The sequence below is a fragment of the Streptomyces sp. NPDC053048 genome (assembly GCF_044547045.1).
Lineage (GTDB): Bacteria > Actinomycetota > Actinomycetes > Streptomycetales > Streptomycetaceae > Streptomyces.
On the sequence record NZ_JBITZS010000007.1, the window covers coordinates 316143 to 340880 of the forward strand.

General features: G+C 71.9%; 18 protein-coding genes and 3 tRNA genes. 11 read left to right on the forward strand and 10 right to left on the reverse strand.

Annotation, left to right across the window (positions count from 1 at the left end; all coding sequences use genetic code 11):
- Positions 1 to 141 precede the first annotated feature (141 nt).
- The 7 genes from ACIG36_RS20775 to ACIG36_RS20805 all read left to right on the forward strand — a co-directional run bounded on the left by ACIG36_RS20775 (position 142) and on the right by ACIG36_RS20805 (position 7387).
- Positions 142 to 1056 (forward strand): RNA polymerase sigma factor SigF, encoded by a 915-nt coding sequence (locus ACIG36_RS20775; protein WP_399929666.1) that lies wholly within the window; start codon positions 142 to 144, stop codon positions 1054 to 1056.
- Positions 1057 to 1245: 189 nt separating this feature from the next.
- On the forward strand, positions 1246 to 2079 hold the full coding sequence (locus tag ACIG36_RS20780; RefSeq protein WP_071964858.1) for an RNA polymerase sigma factor SigF: 834 nt from the start codon (positions 1246 to 1248) through the stop codon (positions 2077 to 2079).
- Between the two features lie 545 nt (positions 2080 to 2624).
- A complete protein-coding gene (locus ACIG36_RS20785; protein ID WP_399929669.1) occupies positions 2625 to 2915 on the forward strand; it encodes a hypothetical protein in 291 nt (96 codons plus the stop codon).
- Between the two features lie 236 nt (positions 2916 to 3151).
- On the forward strand, positions 3152 to 3601 hold the full coding sequence (locus ACIG36_RS20790) for a MarR family winged helix-turn-helix transcriptional regulator (RefSeq protein WP_399929671.1): 450 nt from the start codon (positions 3152 to 3154) through the stop codon (positions 3599 to 3601).
- 57 nt (positions 3602 to 3658) lie between these two features.
- The gene (locus ACIG36_RS20795; RefSeq protein WP_399929675.1) at positions 3659 to 5257 is read left to right on the forward strand and encodes an MDR family MFS transporter; all 1599 of its coding nucleotides are present in this window, start codon (positions 3659 to 3661) and stop codon (positions 5255 to 5257) included.
- A gap of 369 nt (positions 5258 to 5626) precedes the next feature.
- Positions 5627 to 6379 (forward strand): hypothetical protein, encoded by a 753-nt coding sequence (locus ACIG36_RS20800; protein ID WP_399929677.1) that lies wholly within the window; start codon positions 5627 to 5629, stop codon positions 6377 to 6379.
- Between the two features lie 78 nt (positions 6380 to 6457).
- A complete protein-coding gene (locus tag ACIG36_RS20805; protein WP_399929680.1) occupies positions 6458 to 7387 on the forward strand; it encodes an NAD-dependent epimerase/dehydratase family protein in 930 nt (309 codons plus the stop codon).
- Positions 7388 to 7398: 11 nt separating this feature from the next.
- Here the strand turns inward: ACIG36_RS20805 and ACIG36_RS20810 are convergent, their stop codons facing one another.
- Positions 7399 to 8076 (reverse strand): macro domain-containing protein, encoded by a 678-nt coding sequence (locus ACIG36_RS20810; protein ID WP_399929684.1) that lies wholly within the window; start codon positions 8074 to 8076, stop codon positions 7399 to 7401.
- A gap of 108 nt (positions 8077 to 8184) precedes the next feature.
- Here ACIG36_RS20810 and ACIG36_RS20815 point away from each other — a divergent pair, with 108 nt between their 5' ends.
- Positions 8185 to 9795: an ADP-ribosyltransferase domain-containing protein gene (locus ACIG36_RS20815; RefSeq protein WP_399929686.1), complete on the forward strand. Its 1611-nt coding sequence runs from the start codon at positions 8185 to 8187 to the stop codon at positions 9793 to 9795.
- A gap of 19 nt (positions 9796 to 9814) precedes the next feature.
- Here ACIG36_RS20815 and ACIG36_RS20820 read toward each other — a convergent pair whose 3' ends face one another.
- The 3 genes from ACIG36_RS20820 to ACIG36_RS20830 all read right to left on the reverse strand — a co-directional run bounded on the left by ACIG36_RS20820 (position 9815) and on the right by ACIG36_RS20830 (position 13206).
- A complete protein-coding gene (locus ACIG36_RS20820; RefSeq protein WP_399929689.1) occupies positions 9815 to 10576 on the reverse strand; it encodes a TetR/AcrR family transcriptional regulator in 762 nt (253 codons plus the stop codon).
- Positions 10577 to 10854: 278 nt separating this feature from the next.
- Positions 10855 to 12381, reverse strand: a complete 1527-nt coding sequence (locus tag ACIG36_RS20825) for an MFS transporter (protein WP_399929693.1) — start codon at positions 12379 to 12381, stop codon at positions 10855 to 10857.
- Positions 12382 to 12438: 57 nt separating this feature from the next.
- The gene (locus tag ACIG36_RS20830) at positions 12439 to 13206 is read right to left on the reverse strand and encodes a response regulator transcription factor (protein ID WP_399929696.1); all 768 of its coding nucleotides are present in this window, start codon (positions 13204 to 13206) and stop codon (positions 12439 to 12441) included.
- Positions 13207 to 13307: 101 nt separating this feature from the next.
- On the opposite strand from ACIG36_RS20830, the gene ACIG36_RS20835 reads away from it, so the two are divergent.
- Positions 13308 to 14186 carry a TIGR03620 family F420-dependent LLM class oxidoreductase gene (locus ACIG36_RS20835; protein WP_399929699.1) on the forward strand — a complete coding sequence of 293 codons (879 nt, stop codon included), beginning with the start codon at positions 13308 to 13310 and terminating at the stop codon, positions 14184 to 14186.
- Between the two features lie 54 nt (positions 14187 to 14240).
- Here ACIG36_RS20835 and ACIG36_RS20840 read toward each other — a convergent pair.
- From ACIG36_RS20840 to ACIG36_RS20850, 3 genes are all read right to left on the reverse strand, one after another.
- Positions 14241 to 14314 (reverse strand) — tRNA-Met (locus ACIG36_RS20840).
- 27 nt (positions 14315 to 14341) lie between these two features.
- Positions 14342 to 14414: transfer RNA gene (locus ACIG36_RS20845), tRNA-Arg, on the reverse strand.
- A 263-nt stretch (positions 14415 to 14677) separates the two neighbouring features.
- Positions 14678 to 14768: transfer RNA gene (locus ACIG36_RS20850), tRNA-Ser, on the reverse strand.
- Positions 14769 to 15038: 270 nt separating this feature from the next.
- Here ACIG36_RS20850 and ACIG36_RS20855 point away from each other — a divergent pair.
- A complete protein-coding gene (locus tag ACIG36_RS20855; RefSeq protein ID WP_399929702.1) occupies positions 15039 to 15512 on the forward strand; it encodes an SSI family serine proteinase inhibitor in 474 nt (157 codons plus the stop codon).
- A 213-nt stretch (positions 15513 to 15725) separates the two neighbouring features.
- Positions 15726 to 19937 (forward strand): PAS domain-containing protein, encoded by a 4212-nt coding sequence (locus tag ACIG36_RS20860; protein ID WP_399929705.1) that lies wholly within the window; start codon positions 15726 to 15728, stop codon positions 19935 to 19937.
- A gap of 161 nt (positions 19938 to 20098) precedes the next feature.
- On the opposite strand, the gene ACIG36_RS20865 is transcribed toward ACIG36_RS20860, so the two are convergent.
- The 3 genes from ACIG36_RS20865 to ACIG36_RS20875 form a co-directional block, all read right to left on the reverse strand.
- Positions 20099 to 21409 (reverse strand): MFS transporter, encoded by a 1311-nt coding sequence (locus ACIG36_RS20865; RefSeq protein WP_399929708.1) that lies wholly within the window; start codon positions 21407 to 21409, stop codon positions 20099 to 20101.
- A gap of 5 nt (positions 21410 to 21414) precedes the next feature.
- Positions 21415 to 22689 carry an ATP-grasp domain-containing protein gene (locus ACIG36_RS20870; RefSeq protein ID WP_399929710.1) on the reverse strand — a complete coding sequence of 425 codons (1275 nt, stop codon included), beginning with the start codon at positions 22687 to 22689 and terminating at the stop codon, positions 21415 to 21417.
- 327 nt (positions 22690 to 23016) lie between these two features.
- A complete protein-coding gene (locus ACIG36_RS20875; RefSeq protein ID WP_399929713.1) occupies positions 23017 to 24669 on the reverse strand; it encodes a long-chain fatty acid--CoA ligase in 1653 nt (550 codons plus the stop codon).
- Positions 24670 to 24738 lie beyond the last annotated feature (69 nt).

A 24738-nucleotide genomic window follows, 5' to 3' on the forward strand; every position in this document is an offset into this window, starting at 1 on the left:
TTCCGGCCACCCCTCGCCACCCCGGCGAGGGGTGCTTTTCGACGTCAACACGGCGATATGCGGTGCTTGCACACAGTGCACATGTCTTGTGATGCTATGACCGCTTTTGCCGGATGAGTTGACCGAAAAGGGGTGGTGACCGTGCCGGCCCGTACAGCGCCCGAAGCCCCCCTCCGGAGCGACAAGCCGACCGACGAGCCGCACCGGCCCGACGACGCCGAGGACCCCGGCGACGGCGACCTCGCCGCGGCCGCCGTAGCCGCCGCCGGGGCCGCCCCGCGCTCCCGCGAGAGCCGCGGCGCCGACGCCCGCGCCCTGACCCAGGTGCTCTTCAAGGAGTTCGCCGCCCTGGAGCCCGGCACGCCCGAGCACGCCCGCGTGCGCGCCGCCCTGATCGAAGCCAACCTCCCCCTCGTGCGGTACGCCGCGGCGCGCTTTCGCAGCCGCAACGAGCCGATGGAGGACGTCGTCCAGGTCGGCACCATCGGGCTCATCAACGCCATCGACCGTTTCGACCCCGATCGCGGGGTGCAGTTCCCCACCTTCGCCATGCCCACCGTCGTCGGCGAGATCAAGCGCTACTTCCGCGACAACGTCCGCACCGTGCACGTCCCGCGCCGCCTCCACGAGCTGTGGGTGCAGGTCAACGGCGCCACCGAGGACCTGACCGTGCTGCACGGCCGCTCCCCGACCACCGCCGAGATCGCCGACCGGCTCAAGATCGCCGAGGACGAGGTGCTGGCCTGCATCGAGGCCGGCCGCTCGTACCACGCGACCTCCCTCGAGGCCGCCCAGGAGGGCGACGGCCTGCCCGGACTGCTGGACCGGCTCGGCTACGAGGACCCCGCGCTCGCGGGCGTCGAGCACCGCGACCTCGTACGTCACCTGCTCGTACAGCTGCCGGAGCGCGAACAGCGCATCCTGCTGCTGCGCTACTACAGCAATCTGACGCAGTCGCAGATCAGCGCGGAGCTGGGGGTGTCGCAGATGCATGTGTCCCGGCTACTCTCACGGAGCTTCGCCCGGCTGCGCTCCGCAAATCGAATCGACGCCTAACCCTCCCGGGTGACCCTCCCCCCGGTGTCATGGGGAAGATAAGTCGACTTGACGCTACAGCGTGTTGCCGACATGTGACATTCTGCAGGAACTGCGTTTGCCACAGCGCAGCCTCCGGTATTCAGGTGGAGGCTGAACCCCTCGCTCGAGGGAGTTGCTGTGACCCGTCCGCGACCTCAAGGGGGTGGCATGTCCGTAGACCTGGGCAGCGCGAAGGTGCTCGCCAACGACGCACCGCACGCCGTGCTCGACGACTGCGAAGCCATCGACACCCGCACCCTCTCCCGCTCCCTCTTCCTGCGGCTGGCCACGCTCGAGCGGGACAGCGCCGAGCGTACGTACGTCCGCGACACCCTCATCGAGCTCAACCTCCCCCTCGTGCGCTACGCCGCGGCCCGCTTCCGCAGCCGCAACGAGCCCATGGAGGACATCGTCCAGGTCGGCACCATCGGCCTGATCAAGGCGATCGACCGGTTCGACTGCGAACGGGGTGTCGAATTCCCGACGTTCGCCATGCCGACCGTCGTCGGTGAGATCAAACGCTTCTTCCGCGACACCAGCTGGTCCGTGCGCGTCCCGCGCCGCCTCCAGGAGCTGCGTCTGGCCCTGACCAAGGCCAGCGACGAGCTCGCACAGAAGCTCGACCGCTCGCCGACCGTCCCCGAACTCGCCCTGTGCCTGGGTGTGTCCGAGGAGGACGTGGTCGACGGCCTCGCCGTCGGCAACGCCTACACGGCCAGCTCGCTCGACTCCCCCTCCCCCGAGGACGACGGCGGCGAGGGCTCGCTGGCCGACCGGCTCGGCTACGAGGACACGGCGCTGGAGGGCGTGGAGTACCGCGAATCCCTCAAGCCGCTGCTGGCCAAGCTGCCGCCGCGCGAGCGGCAGATCATCATGCTGCGGTTCTTCGCCAACATGACCCAGTCGCAGATCGGCGAGGAGGTCGGCATCTCGCAGATGCACGTCTCCCGGCTGCTCACCCGGACCCTGGCACAGCTGCGCGAGGGGCTCATCGCCGACTGAGGACCGCCGGCTCCCGGACCCTGTACACCTGACGGACCGTCAGTGACACTGGGCCGATGCGACGGAAGGCGCTCGTCCCCGCCATGGCGCTGTGCGCGCTCTCCCTGGGCCTGCCGCTCACGGGGTGCGGCGGCGGCCACGACGCCCATGTCACCACGGAGGCCGCCGGACGCGGTGCGTCCGGAACGGTGCCGGGGCCGGTGCCGCCGAGGGGCGGCGTGGAGCTCCTACCGCTGAGCGGTACGAGGCCGACGCCCTCTCGAAGCCCGTCCTCCGCGCCGGCGTCCGCATCCCCCTCCCCTTCCGCATCCGCATCCGCTCCCCTCTCCGCTTCCGCGAAGAGCACGAACGGTACGAGCACCCCGCGCGGCCCTCGCCCGGCCCCTGCCACAAGCAAGGGCGCGGCCCTCCCGAGCGGCAGCGGCGGCACACCACCCCCTCGCCCGCCGCACCCCTCGCAGCCCCCCTCCACTCCCTCTCCACCGGGTTCCGGACCGAGCACCGGCACGCCGGCCCCGACACCCCCGCCGCCCGCCGTGACCGGCGTGAGCGAACCGCGCCGCGAGCCCGCCGAGGACCGCTGGTGCGAGCGGGTCACCCTCACCTTCACCAACACGGGCGGCCGCGCCGCGACCGGCGGCACCGTCACCCTGGGCACCCACATCGTCGACGCCCTGGACATCGACTGGTGGACGGCGACCTCCACCCACCCCCTCCCGGCACCGATCGCCCCCGGGAGGGCCGTGGAGGCGACCTGGACCGTGTGCGTCGACGCATGGCGGGTGTGGCCGGGCATGCGCATCGAGACGCGTGATGTGACTGTCGACTGGTCCTGACCGACTGCGGACCTCGACTGACCCTGACCCGTCGGCCGTCGACTGTCCTGACCGTCTCCGGCCGTCGACCGGCCCCGACCGTCCTGACCTGCACCTTTACGGCCGCCCGAGCAAGCCTTGAGGGTTCCTTTACCCGATTTGACGCGATTTCGTTTGCCTTCAGCAACCAACCTTTCCTATGGTTGCCCGAAGCAACCTAACGTCCTGAGTCGAGTCGAATCGAGGAGCCGAAGCCGGTGGCGGCACAGGAGCAGTACGAAGAGCTCGCCAAACAACTCAGCGCGATCGGCGCGGTCAAGCGCGGCCTGGGCCGGGCCCTGCCGCACGACTGCCCGCCGGCGACGGCCATGCTCCTCGCCCTGCTCAAGCAGCACGGCGGCATGCGGATGGGCCGGCTCGGCGAACTGATGGGCATCGACGCCTCGGTCACCAGCCGGCAGGTCACGTACGCCACCGACCGCGGCTGGATCGACCGGCAGCCCGACCCGCTGGACAAGCGGTCGCGGCAGCTGAGCCTGACACCCAGCGGCCTCGACATGCTCCAGGAGGTGAGCGCGCGCTACACCGACGCGCTCGCCACCTGCCTGCGGGACTGGTCCGACGACGACGTCGGCCGGCTCATCGACCTGATGAAGCGCCTGCGCCAGAGCTTCGGCGAGTGCAGGATCACGCGGCCGCCGGCCTGAGCGTCCGCTGCGTCCATCCCCACCCCGCCTGAACACCCTAGGGAGAAAAGGAAGTCCATGGCCAAGTCCACACCGGCAGGTGTGCGGGACGCCGCCGAACCCACGGCACCGGTGGCGCCCGAGGCGCCCGCCGGCGCCCCGATGCCACACCGTCAGATCATGGAGGCGCTCTCCGGCCTGCTGCTGGGCATGTTCGTGGCGATCCTCTCCTCCACGATCGTCTCCAACGCCCTTCCGGAGATCATCCACGACCTCCACGGCAGCCAGTCCTCCTACACCTGGGTCGTCACGGCCTCGCTCCTGGCGATGACCGCGTCCACCCCGCTGTGGGGCAAGCTCTCGGACCTGTTCAGCAAGAAGCTGCTGGTGCAGCTGGCCCTCGTGGTCTATGTGGCCGGATCGGTCGTCGCCGGTCTGTCGCAGAACACCGGCACGCTCATCGCCTGCCGCGTCGTCCAGGGCATCGGCGTGGGCGGTCTGTCCGCCCTCGCGCAGATCGTCATGGCCGCCATGATCTCCCCGCGCGAGCGCGGCCGTTACAGCGGCTACCTCGGCGCGACCTTCGCCGTCGCCACCGTCGGCGGCCCGCTGCTGGGCGGCGTCATCACCGACACCTCCTGGCTCGGCTGGCGCTGGTGCTTCTACGTCGGCGTACCGTTCGCGATCATCGCGCTCGTCGTGCTGCAGAAGACGCTGAAGCTGCCGGTCGTCAAGCGCAAGGTCAAGGTCGACTGGCTGGGCGCCTTCTTCATCACCGCCGCCGTCACCCTGCTGCTGATCTGGGTCACCCGGGCCGGCAAGGGCAAGGACTACGACTGGATCTCCTGGCAGACCGCGGTCATGGTCGGCGGATCCGTCGTGCTCGGCGCGCTGTTCGTCCTCACCGAGACCAAGGCGGCCGAACCGATCATTCCGCTGCGGTTGTTCCGCAACAAGACCATCGCGCTGTCCTCGCTCGCGAGCCTCTTCGTGGGTGTCGCGATGTTCGCCGGCACCGTCTTCTTCTCGCAGTACTTCCAGCTGGCGCGCGGCGAGTCGCCGACGATGTCCGGCGTGCTGACCATCCCGATGATCGGCGGCCTGTTCATATCGTCGACCGTCTCCGGAATGGTCATCACGAAGACCGGCCGCTGGAAGGCCTGGCTGCTCAGCGGCGGCGTCCTGGTCACGGCGGGCCTCGGTCTGCTCGGCACGATGCGGTACGACACCCCGTACTGGCACCTGGCGGTCTACATGGCCCTCACCGGGCTCGGCATCGGCATGATGATGCAGAACCTGGTGCTCGCCGCCCAGAACCAGGTCGAGCCGAAGGACCTCGGCGCCGCGAGCTCCGTGGTGACGTTCTTCCGCTCCCTCGGTGGCGCGGTCGGCGTCTCCGCGCTGGGCGCGGTGCTGGCCACGCGGGTTCCGGACTACGTGCGCGACGGCATCACCGCCCTCGGCCCGAAGGCCGCGGCGGCGATGGGGCACGGCGGTACGGGCGGGGGCGGCATCCCGGACCTGGACGCGATGCCGGCGCCGATCCGGACGGTCGTGGAGAGCGCGTACGGGCACGCCGTCGGCGATGTCTTCCTGTACTCGGCGCCGTGCGCGCTGATCGCGTTCATCGTGACGCTCTTCATCAAGGAGGTCGCCCTGAAGGGGAAGGGCGACTGACGGACTCCGGCCGCCGGAGGTGCGCTACGAGCGGAGACGCGCCTCCTGGTGGCCGGTGGCCCAGGGCCTGAACGGCATGAACGGTTCCTGGGTCGTGGCCCCGGTGGTGGTGCGCGCGGAAGAGGCAGGGGACGGCCTCGCGCGCACCGGCCGCCGGGGCCCTGGCATGTCCCGGCCGCCGGACCGCACGCGTCCTCGGGCGCTGATCAGGAGGTCGGTTTCCGGCCATCGTCACCGGCTGCTGACGAAAAGCCTTCACTTTGCCGGTATTTGACTTCTTCTTGACCGTCAATTGCCGGTAGCGTCCGGCGCGAGATCGTATCGGTGCCCAGGACGCACAGGCGGCCTGGGGATGTCCCCGGAGGATGCATGCCCTCTCGTATCGCCACCGCCATCGCCACGTCCGCGCTGAGTCTCGGCGCCCTGGTCTCGGGTGCGGGGGCCGCCGCAGCGGCTCCGTCGGCTGCCGCCGCCGGCGCGCCGGCGGTCGACGCGCGGGCCGCCGCTGTGGACGCGTGCAGCTACCAGGTGGTCCGCGACGACGACTCCCGCTACGTCTACTCCTTCAGCGCAGTCATAGGTGGTGTCACTCGCGAGCTGAAGGTCCAGAAAGAGGACTTCGTGAGGTTCCCCGGCCCCGGCGTCGACTGGCGCAAGGTCGCCCACGTCGACGTGTGCGCGGGCGGACAGGGCCAGGCCCCCACCGCGCTGCGCGTCACCGGGAAGCTGGACAACCCGGACGGCTACCAGCCGTCCGTGCCGCGGACGATCCGCAGCGCCGACATCAAGCCCGCCGCCGCCTCGGTCATCCCGAAGGCCCCGGCGGTGACGTCCGTCGACCGCCTCGACGCGGCCACCGTCCGCGTCAACTGGAAGCCCGCGCAGGGCAACCCGGACCAGGTCATGCTGATGGAGACCAAGCCCTTCTACAGCAGCGAGATCGGCATCTGGCACCCCTACACCTTCCAGCGGGACGTGAAGGGCGGCGCAACCTCGATGGACCGCAAGCTGGAGCGCGACCCCGACATCAAGGACCGCAGCCACTCCTACTGGATGCGCGTGACCAAGGGCGGCTTCGTCAGCGACCTGCGCGCCGAGAAGCCGGTCACGGTCCAGTCGTAAGCACGGTCCAGTCGTGGGCACGCTCCAGTCGTAGGCGCGCTCCATCGTGCTCGTGATCAATCGCGCTAGTGTGCGGGCGTGAGTCTTTCTGTCGTCGTGGGATTCGGGCCCGCCGGGGCGGCCACTGCTCGGCTTCTGGCCGAGCAGGGTCACTCCGTACGGGTCGTCACCAAGTCGGGGCGGAGCCCGGAACCCGGCATCGAGCACATCGCGTTGGACGCGACGGACAGCGCACGACTGATCGAGGCCGCGCAGGGCGCCGCCGCGATCTACTGCTGCGCCGCGCCGCCCTACCATCGCTGGCCGGACGAATGGCCGCCGCTGGCCACATCGGTCTGTGCGGCGGCCGAGGCGACCGGGGCCGTCCTGGTCATGCTGGGCAACCTCTACGGCTACGGCCCGGCGGACGGTCCCCTGACCGAGGACCTGCCGCTCGCGGCGACCGGCCCCAAGGGCAGGGCGCGCGCCGCCGTCTGGGAGCAGGCACGGAACCTCCACGAACAGGGGCGGATCAGGGCGGTCGAGGTGCGGGCCTCGGACTTCTTCGGGCCCGGCGTGACCGACGGCGGGCACCTGGCCGCACGGGTCGTGCCGCGCGTGCTGCGCGGCAAGCCGGTCTCCGCGCTCGGGGATCCGGACACCCCTCACAGCTGGAGCTACCTTCCCGATGTGGCCGGGGCACTGGTCGAGGTCGCGGGCGAGGAGCGGGCCTGGGGACGGGCCTGGCACGTCCCGACGGAGCCCGCGCTGTCCACCCGGGAGATGGTCGGCAGGCTCGCCGACCGGGCGGGAACGGCACCGGTCGCGGTACGCAGGCTGTCGCCGGCCGTGCTCGGCCTCGCCTCGCTCTTCTCGCCGCTGCTCCGCGAACTGAAGGAGATCCGGTATCAGTTCGACCGTCCGTTCGTAGTCGATTCGAGCGCCTACGAAGCCGCGTTCGCCCTACGTGCCACCCCCGTCGGCGAGCAGGTCGAGGCGACGGTGGACTGGTGGCGTGAGAACGGCTGAGCAGACATCGGTCAGCGACGTGAGGCGGGGCGCTCGGGCGGCGCTATGCGTACCCGCTTCTCGACGGGCGCGCTCTCGATGTCGTCGAGCTGCGCGGTGATGGTGCGGCGCAGGTCCTCGTAGTCCTCGAAGCGGTAGTCGTTGAACAGCGTGTAGCCCGTCCACATCAGGTTGGCGCACACCCGTGCCGGCACGCGGCCGGTCCGGGCGCCCATGCCGACCAGCGCCACCGACTCGATGCTGCCCGGCGCCTCCTGGTTCTGCCGGTGGATCGCCTGGAACGCGGCGGCGCAGGCCAGCGCCACATTCAGGGTCTCGCTCACATTCTCCGAGGACGTTTCCATCGTCGGCGTGGAGATCAGGAACTTCGGGTTGGTCGCGCCGGACGGAACGCACACCGCGCTTCCCACCGGGAGGTTGCCCGCGAACTGGTCGCGTATGGCCCGCTGCACCCGCAGCTGGATGCCGGCGCCGAGGTGGCGCTTGATGACGGCGTCGACGCCGCCGTTCATCAGTCCCCGTGAGTTGGTGGGGCTCACCCAGGCGTCGACGCTCTCGTCGAGGATCGAGCCCTTGCGGATCTCGATCCCGGGGGTGTCGGCGAACGCGGCCCGCCATGCCCCCACCACATGGGTGTTGGTGTCGGTCAACACCACCTTGAGCGGCGCCTGCTCGTGGTTCACGGCCATAGTGCTCTCCCATCGGGAACGGTCCTTCCAGCGATCCCGAAGCTACCGCGCCCCACTGACAACCAGTCGGGCGCTCGATTGTCGTACCCCGTTGCTAGCCTCCCGGCCATGATCGATGCCAACGCCCCCGCCCAGCCCGACCCGAACGACCCGCTGGCTCTTGCCGAGCTGTTCCAAGGCGGCGGTGAACCGTGGCTTCCGCTACTGCGGCCGGTCATCGAGGCGCAGCCGGGCGCGGCCTCGTTCATCGGCCCCGGGCGCGGCCCGGATGTCGTCCCCGTCCGCGAACTGACCTTTCAGGCGCTCAAGCCCCATCCGCCGCACAAGTGGAAGGTCGTCATATTCGGCCAGAACCCCTATCCGCGGCCGGAGAGCGCCACCGGCATCGCCATGTTCGACAACACGTTCCACGACTGGAAGGACAGCCAGTTCGGCAGGGCCGTCAGCATCCGCTGCATCATCAAGGCGGCGGCCATGTGGAAGTACGGCATTCCCAAGAAGACCCCCATCGCCGACATTCGCGCGCTGCTGAGGAAGCAGGACACCGTCCAGCCGCCGGAATGGTTCCAGGCGATGCTCACGCAGGGCGTTCTGCTGCTGAACGCGGCGCTCACCGCCAGCAGTGACGGCCCGAGGGGAGCCGACCCGCACACCGCGTTCTGGCGCCCGGTCGCCGAGCGGATCGTCGAGGAGATCCTCAAGGCCAAGCAGAATGCCGACGAGGAGGACCGCGGCGTCGTCTTCGCGTGGTGGGGAGCCCACGCCCGCAATCTGAAGAAGGTCGTCCTCGAGCTCCAGAAGAAGTACCCCGAGGTCGAGGTCCGGCACATCGACCACGCCAATCCCGCGGCGCAGGGCGACATCTTCTGCGACGGCGACCATTTCGACATGGTGAACGACGCCCTGGCCTCACTGGGCGCCGATCCTGTCGACTGGCTGCCGAGCAAGGGCTGGAACGAAACGAAGACCGGCGGGACGGACGAGAACATCTCCGAACGCATGGGTGCGTTCATCACGTCCACGATGGAGCTGCATCAGCTCTACCTCGAACGGCTCGCGAGCGTAAAGGACGAGGGGCTCGCCCTCCCCTCCATCACCGGTGTCTTCGACACCCCGCTCATGGACTTCGGCGACGCCGTCGCCCCGGTCGCCGCCCTGCTGCCCGGTCTCGACCGGCACGTCAGGCAGTCACACGAATTCGGCAAGAGGCGGGCGGACGAATCGGCCGCCGGCCTGTCCGCCGAGGCGATCGCCGCCCTCTACCTCTATACCTGCGAATCCGCCTTCTACCGGGAGATCAATTCCGTCCTCCGCTCCCCGGACCGCACCAGGCTCGTCCCGTACCTGCCGTACCTGCGGCTGCTGTTCTCGGCGGTCTCGGCGCTTCCCGCCCGCACGGAGCCGTTGTGGCGCGGGGTGTCGCTGGACCTGCGGGCGCAGTATCCGCTCGGCCGGACCGTGACCTGGTGGGGCGTTTCCTCGTGCACGCCGAACCTCGGCGTGGCTCGGGCGTTCCTCGGCAGCCGCGGCAAGCGGACGCTTTTCGAGGTGGTCCCCGCACGGGCGGTGGGCATCAGCAGTTTCTCCGCGTTCAGCGGCGAGGAGGAATTCATCCTCGCGCCCGGAACACAGCTCAAGGTGACGGACGTGAGGACCGAACGCGGCGGCCTGTGCACCGTGCGGCTGACCGAATCGGAGGAGCAGCCCCTGGTGTCCTGACCCGGACGGCGTCAGGGATTCACCGACTGCCCATGGCCTCGATGCCGGCGATCATCATGTCGAGGGCGTAGGCGAAGTCGCGTTCACGCATGGTGGCGACGGAGTCCGCACTGCGCGCCTCCATGAGCTCCGCGGCCTCCTTGTAGGTGTCCGAGAACTCCGGGCGGTCGGAGACCACGCCCATGACCTGCTCGAGGTACTCGTCCTCGGTCATACCGGCGTCCCGGCAGCGCTGCCGGTAGAGCACCTCGATCGTGGCGAATCCGTAGACGAACTGGAAAATGGCGTTGAGGGTGCCGGTGGCCCCCTCCGGCGGCACGCCGATGCGGCGCACGACCTTCAGCGCCGCTTCGGCGAAGGCCATCGAATGCGGGCCGATATTGAGGAACCGGCCCACCAGCTGGGCCACCCACGGATGGGTGACGAGCATCTTGCGGTACTCGGTGGCCAGCTCCCGCACCTGGTCGCGCCAGTCGGCGCTCTCGTCGGACACGTCGGGGACCGTCATGTCGGCGCACGCCTGGTCCAGGGCCAGCTCGAGGAGATCGTCCTTGGTGTCGACGTACCAGTAGACCGACATGGCGGTCACGCCGAGCTCGGCGGCGAGCCGGCGCATCGAGAACTTCGCCAGCCCGTCGGCGTCGAGCAGCCGGACCGTGGCGGCGACGATCCGGTCCCGGTCGAGAGCACCCTCACCGGCGGGCTCCGCCTTCCGCTTGGGAGCCTTCACCGCCGCCCCCTCCCCGCCCAGCCACACACTGGTCCGCAGGCTGCCTGCCATGGTGCGTTCTCACTTTCCGCCGGCTGTCTACGTACCCGAATGCTAGTTGGACCCGCGGTACGGGCCCGGTGAGCACTGCTCATCCCTGCGCCTTTCCGTTTCCACGGTGGGGGCAGCCCCCCGGCCCCTCGCACCGGTTCGTCGGCTACCCGACTCCACTACCGGTTTGTGGGCAATCGTTCCGCAGGGCTGGGGGCACCTCCCAGCGGTAGCTGGGAGGGTGGGCACAAACCCGGCCACCGGGCCGCACCTCAGCGACCAGCCCGCTCGGACACCCCCTAGGCCTGCGCAGCCCGCTCAACCCGCTCGGCCCGCCACAGCAGCACCGCTGCCACCACACCACCGGCGAGCACGGCCCCCGCACCCACCAGCTGGCTGGCCTGCACGCCCGACGCGAACGCGTCCGAGACGGCCTCCCGCTCCCCCTCCGTCCGCACGCGCGCCAGCGCGTCCGGCAGGGAACCGGCTCCCGCCGCCACCCCCGGCAGCAGCGCCGCGAACCGCGAGTTCAGCACCGCACCCAGCACCGCCACACCGAGCCCGTTCCCGCACTCCTGCAGCGTGCCGTTGACCCCGGCCCCCACACCCGCCTTCTCCGGCGGAATCGCGGACATGACCGCGGTGGCCATGGCCGGCATCGACAGCGCGATACCGATGCCCATCAGGATCAGCCCCAGCAGCATCCCCCCGTACCCGTCCGCACCGAGCACGGCGATCGCCGCGAGGCCCGCCGCCAGCAGCCCCATGCCACCGGCGATCGCACCGGGCGTACCGATCTTCGGCAGCAGCCGCGCCCCGACCCCGGTGAAGTTGAGGACGACGATGACCAGCGCGAGCGGCGTCATGCGCAGCCCGGTCTCGAGCGGGTCGTAGTGCAGCACCGACTGCAGGTGCTGACCGAGCAGGAAGAACGATCCGCCCATGCCGAAGGCGACGAGGATGCCGCCGGAGACGGCGCCCGTGAACCGGCTGTTGCGGAAGAAGTGCATGTCCAGCATCGGGTAGGGGCAGCGGCGCTCCCACACGGCGAAGAAGGCGAGCGTGAGCACGCCGACCGCGGCGGAGACGAGCACCCGGCCGGAGGTCCAGCCATGGCCCGGACCGGAGATGATCGCGAAGACGACGCCGGTCATGCCGACGGTGGACAGCAGTGCGCCGAGCACGTCGGGCCGGTCGCCCGAGGGGTTCTTGGACTCGGGCACCCACTTGGCGACGGCCAGCAGGCCGATCAGCGCCACCGGCAGGTTGATGAGGAAGATCGAGCCCCACCAGTAGTGGTTGAGGAGCGCGCCCCCGATCAGCGGCCCGGCCGCGAAGCCGAGCGCGCTCACCGCGCCCCACAGGCCGATGGCCTTGGGCCGCTCCTCCTCGTCGAAGACCTGGACGACGACGGCGAGCGTCGTGGTCATCAGCAGGGCACCGCCGATGCCCATGCCCGCTCGGGCGGCGATCAACTGCCCGGCGGTCTCGGAGAGGGCACCACCGAGCGAGCCGATGCCGAACAGGGCGAGCCCGGTGGCGAGCAGCTTCTTGCGCCCGTAGCGGTCGGCGGCGCTGCCGGCGGTGAGCAGCAGACCGGCCTGCACCAGCGAATAGGCGTTGATCATCCACTGGATGTCGGAGGTCGACGCTCCCAGGTCCTCGGTGAGGGAGGGGATCGCGACGGTGAGGACGGTGTTGTCCAGCAGGACGGTCAGCTGGGCGAGGCAGATGACGGCGAGGACCAGCCACCGCGTGGGAAGACGGTGCCGCCCGGCCTCGGCGGCGGTGTTGTCGGGTGGTGAATCGGTGGTCGGCGATGCCATGGGAGCCCCCCTGTACGGTGTACGGCTGCTTGCGCTGTACACCGTACAAGATCTCCTCTACGCCGTACAACAGTTTTTCGGAGGAGCCGCCTTGATCAGATATCCGGCCCCCCGCTGCGTGTGGATCATCGGCGGCCGGCCGGCGTCGATCTTGCGGCGGAGATAGGAGATGTAGAGCTCGACGACGTTGACCCGCCCGCCGAAGTCGTAGGACCAGACCCGCTCGAGGATCTGCGGCTTGCTGAGCACCCGGCGCGGGTTGCGCATCAGGAAGCGCAGGAGCTCGAACTCGGTGGCGGTCAGGTGGATGTCCGTGTCGCCACGCCGCACCTCGCGGCTCTCCTCGTCGAGGACGAGGTCACCGACGGTCAGCCGGGAACCGCCGCCGCCGGGGGCCGCCGCCCGCGCCCGGCGCAGCAGCCCCCGCAGCCGGGTGACGACCTCGTCCAGACGGAACGGTTCGGTGACGAAGTCGTCGCCGCCGGCGGTGAGCCCGGCGACACGGTCGCCGACGGAGTCCCCGGAGGCGAGGAAGAGCACCGGCACGCCGGGCCGCTCCCGCCGCAGCAGCCCGAGCACGGCAAGCCCGTCCGGGGCGGCCGGGGCCAGACCCAGGACGGCGACGTGCGGCCGGAAGTCCCGGACGGCGCGCACGGCCTCGACGCGGTCGGCGGCCGCCCGCACGCCCCAGCCCTCGGGCCGCAGCACCAGGGAGAGCCTTCCGGCGAGCGAGGCGGCCTCGTCGTCGACGACCAGGACGCGCACGGTACTTGAGTGATCGTGCGGCAGCTGGGTGGTGCGCCCGTAGGGCGAGAGGGTGGTCATGGTGCCGATGGTGGGAGCGGCGGCTGAGAGGGCCCTTTCGGCGCCCTGTGAATCGTCTGAGAATCGGAATAAGCGGACGCCACCTCCGGTTACTGTTGATCATGACACTCACCGAACACCTCGGCCCGATCGGCCTCTGGAGTGCGGGGCTGCGCTCCGACGACCCCGCACACCACGGCGAAATCCGTGAAGCGGCGGCCGAGTTGGAGGAACTGGGCTTCTCCGCCCTGTGGATCGGCGGCAGCCCCCGCTTCGCCCAGGCCTCGCTCGTCCTGGAGGCGACGGAACGCGTCGTCGTGGGCACCAGCATCGTGAGCATCTGGCAGGACGCGGCAGCCGACGTCGCCGCACAATTCGCCGCCCTCGACCCGGGGCTGCGGGAGCGCGTCCTCCTGGGCCTGGGGGTGAGTCACACAGCGCTGGCCCCGCAGTACTCCCGCCCGTACACCGCGATGCGCGAATACCTCACGGCACTGGACGAGGCCCCCGTACCGGTGCCCGCCGGGCAGCGGATGCTGGCCGCCCTGGGCCCCAGAATGGTCCGGCTCGCCCGCGACCGGGCGGCCGGCGCGATCCCCTACCTCGTCACGGCCGAGTACACCGCGCAGGCCCGCGAGCTGCTGGGCGAGGAGGCCTTCCTCGCGCCGGAGGTGAAGATCGTCCTCGACACCGACCTGTCCCGCGCCCGCGAGACGGCCCGCGACTTCCTCTCCTTCTACCTGCCGCTGCCGAACTACACGAACAACCTGCTCCGGCTCGGCTTCACGGAGGCGGACTTCGAGGGCAACGGCAGCGACCGCCTCGTGGACGCGCTCTTCGCCCTGGGCGACGCGGACCGGATCCGCGCGCGCGTCGACGAGTACCTGGCGGCCGGCGCGGATCACCTGGCCGTCCAGGTCGTCCTGCCGAACGCCAAGGAGCGGGTCTTCACCCTGGCCCGCCCGGAGTGGCGCGAGCTGGCGGGGATCCTGCCGCTGTGACCGTGCGGAAATGCCGAAGGCCCGGTACCAGTGGTACCGGGCCTTCGGTCTTAGTAGCGGGGACAGGATTTGAACCTGCGACCTCTGGGTTATGAGCCCAGCGAGCTACCGAGCTGCTCCACCCCGCGACGGTCGAGAGTCGAAACTCTCGGCTGTGCGCTCGGCAGGATTCGAACCTGCAACCTCTTGATCCGTAGTCAAGTGCTCTATCCGTTAAGCTACGAGCGCTCGGCTTCCCGGCGTTTTTCTTGCCGGTCGGCGTTGCGTGGACAACATTACATGACCCGCGCCGCGAGACGAAATCCATTCCCCGGACCGGCCCTGACCTGCAAAAACACCAGGCGCCAAGATCACCCACCGGCGCCGGGGGCACGCCGGGAAGATCAACCGAACCCACCCGAACGCCCCGCCCCCACCGGACGCCCGAAGACCGGAGCGCCCCCGGAAACGCAAAAGCCCCGGTCGCAATGAATGCGACCGGGGCCCGGCTGCGGAGGCGGAGGGATTTGAACCCTCGATGGGCTTTAAGGCCCAAACCGCATTAGCAGTGCGGCGCCATAGACCGGACTAGGCGACGCCTCCAGCACACCCGCGCGAGCGCGAGTGTTGCGTGCAGATGATGACACAGCCTTGCGGCTCCTCACCAATCGCACCCTACGGTACCGGGCTTTGGGTGCCCTGGGCAAAGGCGTTCCCGGCGCGCAACGCGGGGCGCTCAGGAGCGTTAGTTCGGGAAAGGGGCCCGGCCGGTGCCTTCCGGCCCCCGGCCCCGTACCACCGGCCCGTACGGCGGGCCCCGCATCCCCCGCGTCACTCGGCCCGCCGCATCACTCGCACACCGGGAGTACCCGTATGTCGCTCCGCCGCCTCGCCCTCGCCGCAGCGCTCACCCCGGCGCTGCTCGTCGTCCCCGCCGCCTCGGCCGCCCCGCTCCCGCTGGGCGGCGCGGAGGGGCCGGACGCGGGCTCCGACCGCCTCACGATCACCATCGCGGACAGCGGCCCCCACGACGGCACCTACGAGCTGTACTGCCATCCGGCGGGCGGCACCCATCCGCGCCCGAAGGAGGCCTGTGACCAGCTCGACAGCCAGACCAAGTGGGGCAGCGACCTCTTCGCGTCCGTACCGAAGGACGCGAACTGCACCATGATCTACGGCGGCCCCGAGCGCGCCCACGTCTCCGGGACCTGGGCCGGACGACCGGTGAACACCGACTTCAACCGGACGAACGGCTGTGAGATCGCCCGCTGGAACCGTTTCTCCACTCTGTTCGGACAGTCGAAGGGCTTGCCGAAGAAAACCACCGCGGAAACCGGTCAGGGCTGACCGGAAGGTCGCCACGAAGACGGACACGAGGGGCATGTCCGGCCTGCCCGAGACGCCCCGGAGGGGTCCGGCGAGGGGTGTCGCCACACCCGTCATCCGCAGTAGCGCCCGCATCGGCAGCCCGTAGACTTCCCCTCAATGACACGCCGGGTTGCGGTGCGAACCCGCCCGAAACGGTCGGCAAGGTGCGGTAACCAGGGAGGAAGCGTCGTCGTGAGCAGCAGGCCATCCCGAGGCGCTGCTCGCCTCGCAGCCATACTCGACGCCCTGCCCGACGCGCTGCTGCTCGTCAACTGCAACGGCACGGTCGTCAACGCCAATCACATCGCGCTCGAGACGTTCGAGGTGCCCGGCACCGGTCTCGTCGGGCGCGGTCTGCTCGATCTGCTGCCGGAGTTCGACTCCCGGCGCATCCCCGGCGGGCTGCGGCCGCCGCGGGACGACCCGGACGGCGGGCGCACCAAGCCCACCCGGATGATCGCCCGGCGCACGGACGGCACCCAGTTCCCCGTCGAGGTCACCAGCGCCAACCTCGAGGACGGCCGCACCCCGTACGCCGAGCCGCACACGTCGTCCTACGACGACGAACTGCTCATGCTCGTCGTCCGCGACCTGACCGGGACGCTGGACACCGAGGCCGAACTCGCCCGCTCGCAGCGCCAGACCGAGATGATCCTGCGCGCGGCGGCCGAGGGCGTCGTCGGCGTCGACACCGCCGGCAAGGTCGTCCTCGTCAACCCCTCCGCCGCGCAGATCCTCGGCTACCGCGCCAGTGACCTCGGCGGACGCGAGCTGCACCCGCTGATCCACCACTCCCGCGCGGACGGCTCGCCGTTCCCGTACGAGGAGTCCCCCATCGCCGACACGCTGCGCTCGGGGCGCAAGCACCGGGTGCGGGGGCAGGTGCTGTGGGCCAAGGACGGGCGCGCGGTGCCGGTCGACCTGACGACCGCGCCGGTGCGCGACGGCGACCAGCTGGTCGGCGCGGTGATGACCTTCACCGACCGCCGCCCGTACGACGCGCTGGCCGCGCGGCACGCGCAGCTGGTGGCGATGCTGGACGAGTCCCTGCGCGGCCCCCTCGACCAACTCCGCGCCGAGCTGGGCACCCTGGCCGACGACCCGGCGGGGCAGCTGTGGCCCGAGGCGAACCAGATCCTGCACCACCTGGCCGCCGGGTACGCCCGGATGACCACCCTCGTGGACAACGTGCTCGCCTATCAGCGCCTGGACGCGGGGCAGGACAAGCTCGTCCGCGAGAAGGCCGCCCTCGACGAGGTCGTGGCGGCCGGTGTCGAGGGCGCCGTCGAGCTGATCGGGCCGGGGCGGGCGCAGTTCGCCGTCCACGCCCCGGCGATCGAGGCCGAGGTGGACGCGGAGAAGTTCGCCCAGGCGCTGGCCCACCTGATCGCGGACGTGGCCGGCGTCGACGCCACCGGTTCCGCTTCCGGCTCCGGTTCCGCTTCCGGCGACTCGACGATCGTCGTGGCGGCGGCGCAGCGCGGCGAGGTCGTACGGATCGAGGTGCGCGGCCCCTACCCGGGCGGCGACCCGGTGCACGGCCCCCTGGTGCGCGGCATCGTCCGCCGGCACGGCGGCGTGCTGCAGACGCACGATCTACCGGGTGCCTCGGGCGGCAAGGCATACGTGCTCGAGGTGCCGGTCTCGGCCGACGCGGGCCCCGTTCCGCCGTCCGCCGAGCGGCGCGGGCCGGACACCGAGAACCTGACGACGGTCATGCCGATGCCCACCCAGCGCGGCCGGGGCACCGACCCCGGCGCGGCGGCCGACGCCTCCGCGACGCAGGGCGGCGGCCGTCGTGCCCGGCGCGACGGCGCGCCGACGGCCACCACGCCCGCCGAGCAGAGCCCCGCAGACCTGGGCGCCGGTGCCGCCGCCGGTGCGGACCGGCAGCCGACCGGCCGCAGGCGGGGCCCCGCGCGGGCGGAGGAGGGTTCCGGCGAGGAGACGCGGGGCGACCGCCCCGGCTCGGGCCTGGTGCCGGCACAGGCGACGGGCACCACCGCGCCGACCGGCCGCCGGGCACGCCGCGAGGCCGCGCCGGCTCCGGCCGAGGGCGGTGAGGCGCCGCGCACCGCGTTCGCGCTGCCCCCCGGGGACGCCGACCGCTCAGCCGCGCCTGCCTCCGCGCCCGCCGACGCCGGGCAGCCGACGGGCCGTCGCGCGCGGCGCGCGCTGGCCGAGGCCGAGCGGCAGATCCCCGGCCAGTCGACCGACGAACCGTCCGTGCCGCGCACGGCGTTCGCGCTGCCCCCGGCGGATGCCGACCGCAAGGCGGCGCCGGTGGATGCCGACGCCTCCGGTTCTGGTTCCGGTACTGATTCCGTTTCGCCTTCCGTCTCTGCTGCCGACGCCGATCGGCCCACGGTTCCGGCCCAGCCCGGCCCCGAGGCGTACGGCACCCAGGCCGCCGGCGGCTCCCCGGCCGGACCGTACGGCCCGGAGGCCCGCCCGGACGGCGCCGCACCGGCCGCCCGTCGGCGCAAGCCCGACGTCGCCCCCGTGCCCGGCGTGCCCGCCGCGCAGGGCCAGGCGCCCGCCGCCCCGTACGGCACCGGCGGCACGGCCGCCTTCCTCGGCGACGGGCCGCCGCGCCCAGCACCGTCCGACGCCGGCAACACCCCCGCCCCCGGCCCCCAGGGCCGGACGGCGGTGGGCCCGTACGCCCCCGACGGCACGGGCTCCTTCCCCACGGGCGGTACGCACCCGGCACCGTCCGGTGCCAACGGCACCCCTGCCTCCGGCGGCCGGGCGCAGGCGGTGGCCGGCCCGTTCGCCCCCGACAGCCCGCCGGCCCCGCAGGGGCAGCCGACGACGACCGGTCAGTACCCCGGAGTCGCCGGGGCCCCCACGGCCCCCGCCGCCGCCCAGCGGCCGGTGCCCGCGGGCCCATACGTCCCGGACAGCCCGACGCCCGCGCCGGGCACCCCCACCGCCCAAGCACAGGCACAGGCACAGGCGGCGGGCCCGTACGCCCCCGGCACTCCGGGCGGTCACACCGGGCAGGGCCCGACGGCGCCTCTCGGCGCCGAAGGCACGCCCGCGGCGGGCGGCCCCGGCCGCGCCGCCACCCAGGCGCAGCCCTCCCCCGCGCCCTCCGGCGCCGACAACGCCACCCCGGACACCACGCCCGCTCAGGGCACGCCCGTGGTGGCGACGGCTGCGGCACAGACGCAGCAGCCTCAGCCCCAGACGCAGGCGGCCCCGCAGACGGCCCCTCAGGCCGCCCCGGCGGCGCCGCCAGCCGGTGACCCCACCGCCCAGGCACAGGCCGCGCCCACCGGGCGCCGCCGGGCGCGGCGTGCGCTCGCCGAGGAGCCCGGTGCCGCGAGCCAGGCGCAGGCCGAGCCGGCGGCGCGGCCGATCAGCGTGCGCACCCTGGGCCAGCGGCCCGGTGCGAACGACACTCCGCCCGGTGGCACGCCGTCCGCCGGTTCCGGGCGGCGCCGTAAGCTCGCCAACCCCGCCGAGGGGGAGCGCGAGGCACAGGCCCAGGCACAGGCGCAGGCAGCGGCTGCGGCCGTCGCCGCCCGCCCGCATCCGCCGCTGAGCGCTCCCGAGGGGCGCGCGTTCGCCATAGGGGCACCGGACGAGGGCGCCGAGGGGCCCGAGCCGCTCGACGGGCCGAACAGCGCGGTGGAGGTCGTGGAGGCCGTGCGGCCGCCGATGGACGACGAGTTGCCGCCCGAGCCGCTGGACAACCCGCGCCGGCTGCTCGTCTGGCCCGCGCCGGACGAGTCCACGGAGAAGGCGCTGACCGAGCGCGGCTACCGCCCGGTGATCGTGCAGTCGCGCGAGGAGGTGGACGAGCAGATCTCGGCGTCCCCGTCCGCGCTGTTCGTCGATCCGCTGACCGGTCCGATCACACGGGCCGCCCTGCAGTCGCTGCGCGAGGCCGCAGGCGCGGCCGGCGTGCCGGTGCTGCTGGCGGCGGGACTGGGTCAGGCGACGCGGGAGGCGGCGTACGGGGCGGACCCGGCGGTGCTCCTGAAGGCGCTGGCACCGCGCGACAGCGAGATGCACCCGCCGCGCGTACTGCTGATCGAGGAACACGAACCGATCGCGAACGCGCTGACCGCGACGCTGGAGCGGCGCGGCATGCACGTGGTGTGCGGGGCGACGGACTCCGAGGCGGTGACGCTGGCCGCGCAGACCAGCCCGAACCTGGTGGTCATGGACCTCATGCAGGTGCGGCGCCGCCGCGCGGGCATCGTCGACTGGCTGCGCGGCAACGGCGCCCTGAGCCGGACACCGCTGGTCGTCTACACCTCCGCCGACATCGACCCGTCCCAGCTGCCGCGCCTCGCGTCGGGCGAGACGGTGCTGTTCCTGGCGGAGCGTTCGACGAGCGCGGAGGTACAGGGCCGGATCGTCGACCTGCTGGCGAAGATCGGCACGAACTGACGGGCCGGACGGACTGAAGGGCCGGACGAACTGACGGACCAGGCGAACCGACGGACCGGCCAAACCGACGGACCGGCCGGACTGACGGACCGGTGCGAACCGGCGGGGCACGCCCGCCGGTTCGCACCGGTCGCGCCGACCGTACCGCCGGCCGCAGGCCGTCAGGCTTCCTTCGCGGCCTCCTTCACCGGTTCCCGCGCCGACTCCTGCTCCTCCCCCTGCTCCTTCGCCGGAGTGCGGACGGCCGCCACGCCCAGCACGCCGGCCAGCAGTCCGAGCGCCCCGAACACCGGCCACACGTTGTGGCCGATCCGGACGAAGAGCGTGCCGCCGACGACCGGCCCGATGGCCATGCCGAGGGCGAAGACGAACTGGAAGCTGCCGATGTAGCGGCTGCGCAGATGGGCGGGTCCGGCGAGCGCGGGGTAGGCGAAGACGGACGGGCCGCCGACGATCTCTCCCAGCGTCCACAGCAGCGTGGCGCCGATGATCACGGCCGGACCGAGTGGCAGTCCGTACGCGGCGACGCCCAGGCCGACGAGGACGAAGGCCAGTCCGACCGTGAGCTTGATGGGCCACTCCTGCGAGATCTTGGTCAGCCCGAGCTCGAAGGCAATCACGATGAACCCGTTCGCCGACACTGCGACCGTGTACCAGAGGACGGGCACGCCCGCGTCCTTCACGTCCAGCGGGAGGGTGGAGAGGTACTGGACGTAGACGATGGCGTTGAAGAGCGTGGCGGCCAGGTAGAGCAGGTAGCGGCGGTCGCGGAGCAGGACCCCGTAGCCGCCGCGCCCGCCCTCCGCCGCGCCCTCGTCCGTCCCCTCGTCGTCGGCGTCGGCGCGGCGGCCGGCGGCCGGGATGGTGAGGCGGGCGAGCACCGCGTAGGCGAGGGCGATGAGGCCTTCGCCCCAGAACAGCAGGGTGTAGCTCTCGCCGTTGGCGTTGTACAGCGCGAAGCCGACCAGGGGGGCGATGGTCGTCCCCAGGTTCAGGCAGAAGCGGTACATCGCGAAGATCATGACCTGCCGCTTGTCCGGGGTGAGTTCGGACAGCAGCGTGGCCGACGCCGGCCGGTAGAGCTGGGCGGCCATGCTGACCAGCGCGACGGCGGCGAGCAGCAGGCCGTAGTTGGGCAGGTAGAGCAGGGAGGCGGTCAGTACGGCGGTGCCCGCCATGCTGTACACGGTGGCGTTGCGGGCGCCGAGCCGGTCGGCGAGCGTGCTGCCGAGGAAGACGCCGGCCACGCCGCCGACGCCGTAGACGCCGAGCGCGTAGGCGGCCTGCTGGTCGGAGTACCCCTTTGACGTCAGGTACAGCACGATGAAGATGTTGAGGAAGCCGCCGAGGCGGCTCATGAGCACGCCGGCGAGGATCGTCTTCACCGCGAGCGGTGATTCGCGGAAGGTGGCCCAGATGCCGGCCGTCGACTCCTGCGCGGTCCCGGTTCCGGTCCCGTTCTTCGTCGCCATGTCCGTCAGCCCTCGGTGACGACGAGGGCGGCCTCGGCCGCGTCGAGTGCCTTCTCGCAGCCGTCCTCGGTCGGCGCGGCGGCGATCGCGTAGGCGATCCGGCCCCAGACCGTGCCCTTGGGCGGTGGTGAGAACACCGCGCCCGGTGTGGCCAGGACGTGGGTCTCCTCGATCTCGTCGGGGAGTTGGCCCGCGAAGGCGACGGAGCCGATGGTGGTGTCGTCCTCGGCGACGTAGAAGAACCGCACGGCCGTGGCCCGCGCGCGGGTCGGCTCGAGGCGGGGGCGGCGGCCGCAGGCGACGGCGGCGGCGGCCGGGCCGGGGTCGATGCCGGTGGCGAGGAGGCCGAGGTAGGGGATGAGGTCGCCACCGAGGCGGCCGTTGACCTCGATCAGCCTGGGGCCGTCGGCGGTCAGCATGAACTCGCTGTGGGTCCAGGCGTCGGTGACGCCCAGGGCGGCGTGGACGTCGCTCAGGAGGGCGGCGAAGGCGGGGTCGGTGAGCAGCGGGTCCGAGGCGTCGACGAGGTGGCCGGTCTCCTCGGCGTACGGGGGGTAGCCGACGACCTTGCGGCCGATGTAGACGGCGGTGACCTCGCCCCGGTGGACGACCGCGTCGACGCTGATCTCCTCGCCGGTGACGAACTCCTCGACGAGGTAGGGCTCGGCGGAGTCGTAGGTGATGCCGCCGGGCGTCTCGATGGAGCTGGTGAAGGTGAAGCCGGCGCGCAGTCCGGCCGGGTCGGCCGCCTTGATGACGCCGAGGCTGGCGCCCAGGCCGCGGGGCTTGAGGATGACGGGGTAGCCGAGCCGGTCGGCGGCGGCCAGGGCCTCGTCGGCGGTGGCGACGGGCACGGAGGCGGGCTGCGGGACGCCGGCGGCGGCCAGGGCGGCCCGGGTCTGGCCCTTGTCGCGCAGGCGCCAGACGACGTCGGGGTCGCCGTTGGGCAGGCCGAGCGCGCGGGCGACGTGGGCGGTGGCGTGGATGCGGACCTCGTCCCAGCACAGTACGCCGCTGACGGGCACGCGCGCGTGGAGCGAGGCCGCGGCCTCGGCCATCGCGGGGCCGTCGGTGGTGTCCGGCAGCACCGTCCAGCCGTCGAGGTACTGGCGTTCCCAGCCCGGTTCGGCGTCGTGGAAGAGGTGGACTCTGAAGTGCTCGGCTATCGAGCGGAGCAGGTATTCGCGGTAGGGCCGCATACCCGAGGCCACCAGGAGGACTAACGGGAGTTCGGTGCCGGCTCCCTCCGCGCCCTGCGCGCGGCTGTCGCGATCGACCATGGTTCTGACCATTCCTTCCCGGCCCTCCCCGCCCGCTGTGCCCCATGCGCATTGCGGCCAGGTCCGCACAATTAGGGCCCAGTTGACACGGCGACCGAGACTACCGGCGGCGCGAAGAGGCTGTCGAGGGAGTGGCTGAAGGGTGTGCTGTGACGTGCGCGTCAGGGGTGCCGACGGGCGCCGGATGGCTCGAAATCGCTCAATCCGCTTGCTGGGGAGGGGTGGTGAGCCGGACGGCCGCCGCGGAAACGGTCCGGGGCGCCACCACGTTCAATGCGGCGGCGCCCCGGAAACAACGGGCGGTGATGTGTGGTGCGGTGGCGGGGGTCAGCCCAGCGTGGTGACGACGAGCTCGCCGTCCGCGTACTGCCGGCGCAGCACCTTCTTGTCGAACTTGCCGACCGACGTCTTGGGGACGGACGGGATCAGCGTCCAGCGCTCCGGCAGCTGCCAGCGCGCGACGCGCTCGCCGAGGAAGGCACGCAGGCCCTCGTAGTCGGCGGACGAGCCCTCGCGCAGCACGACGGCGGCCAGCGGACGCTCGCCCCACTTCTCGTCGGCGACGGCGATCACGGCCGCCTCGACGACGTCGGGGTGGGCCATGAGGTGGTTCTCCAGCTCGACCGAGGAGATCCACTCGCCGCCCGACTTGATGACGTCCTTGGCCCGGTCGGTGAGGGTCAGGTAGCCGTCCGGGGTGATCGTGCCGACGTCGCCGGTGCGCAGCCAGCCGTCGGGGCTGAACTTGTCCTCCGGGCGGTACGGTTCGCTGCCCGCGCCGCCGTGGTAGGCGCCGGCGATCCAGGGGCCGCGGACCTCGAGCTCGCCGGCGGAGGCACCGTCCCAGGGCAGGACCTCGCCGCCGGGTCCGATCAGCCGTGCCTCCACGGAGACGGGCATCCGCCCCTGGGTGACGCGGTAGGGCCACTCCTCCTCGGGGCTCAGCCCGGTGGGCGGGTAGGCGACGGAGCCCAGCGGGGACGTCTCGGTCATGCCCCACGCCTGGACGACGGTGAGGCCGTGCCGCTCCTCGAAGTCCTTCATCAGCGAGGGCGGGCAGGCCGAGCCGCCGCTGATGACGGTGCGCAGCGACGAGACGTCGCGCGGCTTGGCGTCGAGTTCGGCCAGCAGGCCCTGCCAGATGGTGGGCACGCCGGCCGTGACGGTCGGCCGCTCGGACTCGATCATCTCGGCGAGCGGGGCGGGCTGCAGGAAGCGGTCGGGCATCAGCAGCGACGTCCCCGCCATGAACGCGGCGTGCGGCAGGCCCCAGGCGTTGACGTGGAACATCGGCACGACGGGCAGGCAGGTCTCCGCGGGCGTCAGCCCGAAGGAGGCGGGCGCGCAGACCTCCATGGCGTGCAGGTAGATCGAACGGTGGCTGTAGACCACGCCCTTGGGGTCGCCGGTGGTGCCGGAGGTGTAGCAGAGGGCGGCGGCCTGGCGCTCGTCGATCGCCGGCCAGGTGTAGTGGTCGCCGGGACGGCCGGCGATCAGCTGCTCGTACTCGTGCACCTGGGGGTGGAGTCCGGCGAGGACGGAGGTGTCGCCGGGGCCGGAGACGACCACGTGCTCGACGCAGTCCAGGTGCGGCAGCAGCGGGGCGAGCAGCGGCAGCAGGGAGCCGCTGACGATGACGACGCGGTCGGCGGCGTGGCGCACGATCCAGGCGAGCTGCTCGGGAGGCAGCCGGAGGTTGAGGGTGTGGAGGACGGCGCCCATGGACGGGACGGCGAGGTAGGCCTCCATATGGTCGCCGTTGTTCCACATGAGGGTGCCGACGGGCTCGCCCTCGGCGACGCCGAGGTGGCGCAGGGCGTGCGCCAGTTGCGTCGCGCGGGCGCCGATCTCGGCGAAGGTGCGTCGCTGTGGCTCGGCTTCGCCGGTCCAGGTGGTGACCTGGGCGCTGCCGTGGACCTTCGCCCCGTGGGCCAGGATCCTTGTGACGGTCAGCGGGACGTCCTGCATCGTGCTCTGCACCGGGGGCCTCCCCATTCTGCGCGCGCGTCGTTACGCGAGGGTAGTTCCCGGCGATTCTGCTGGGGTATC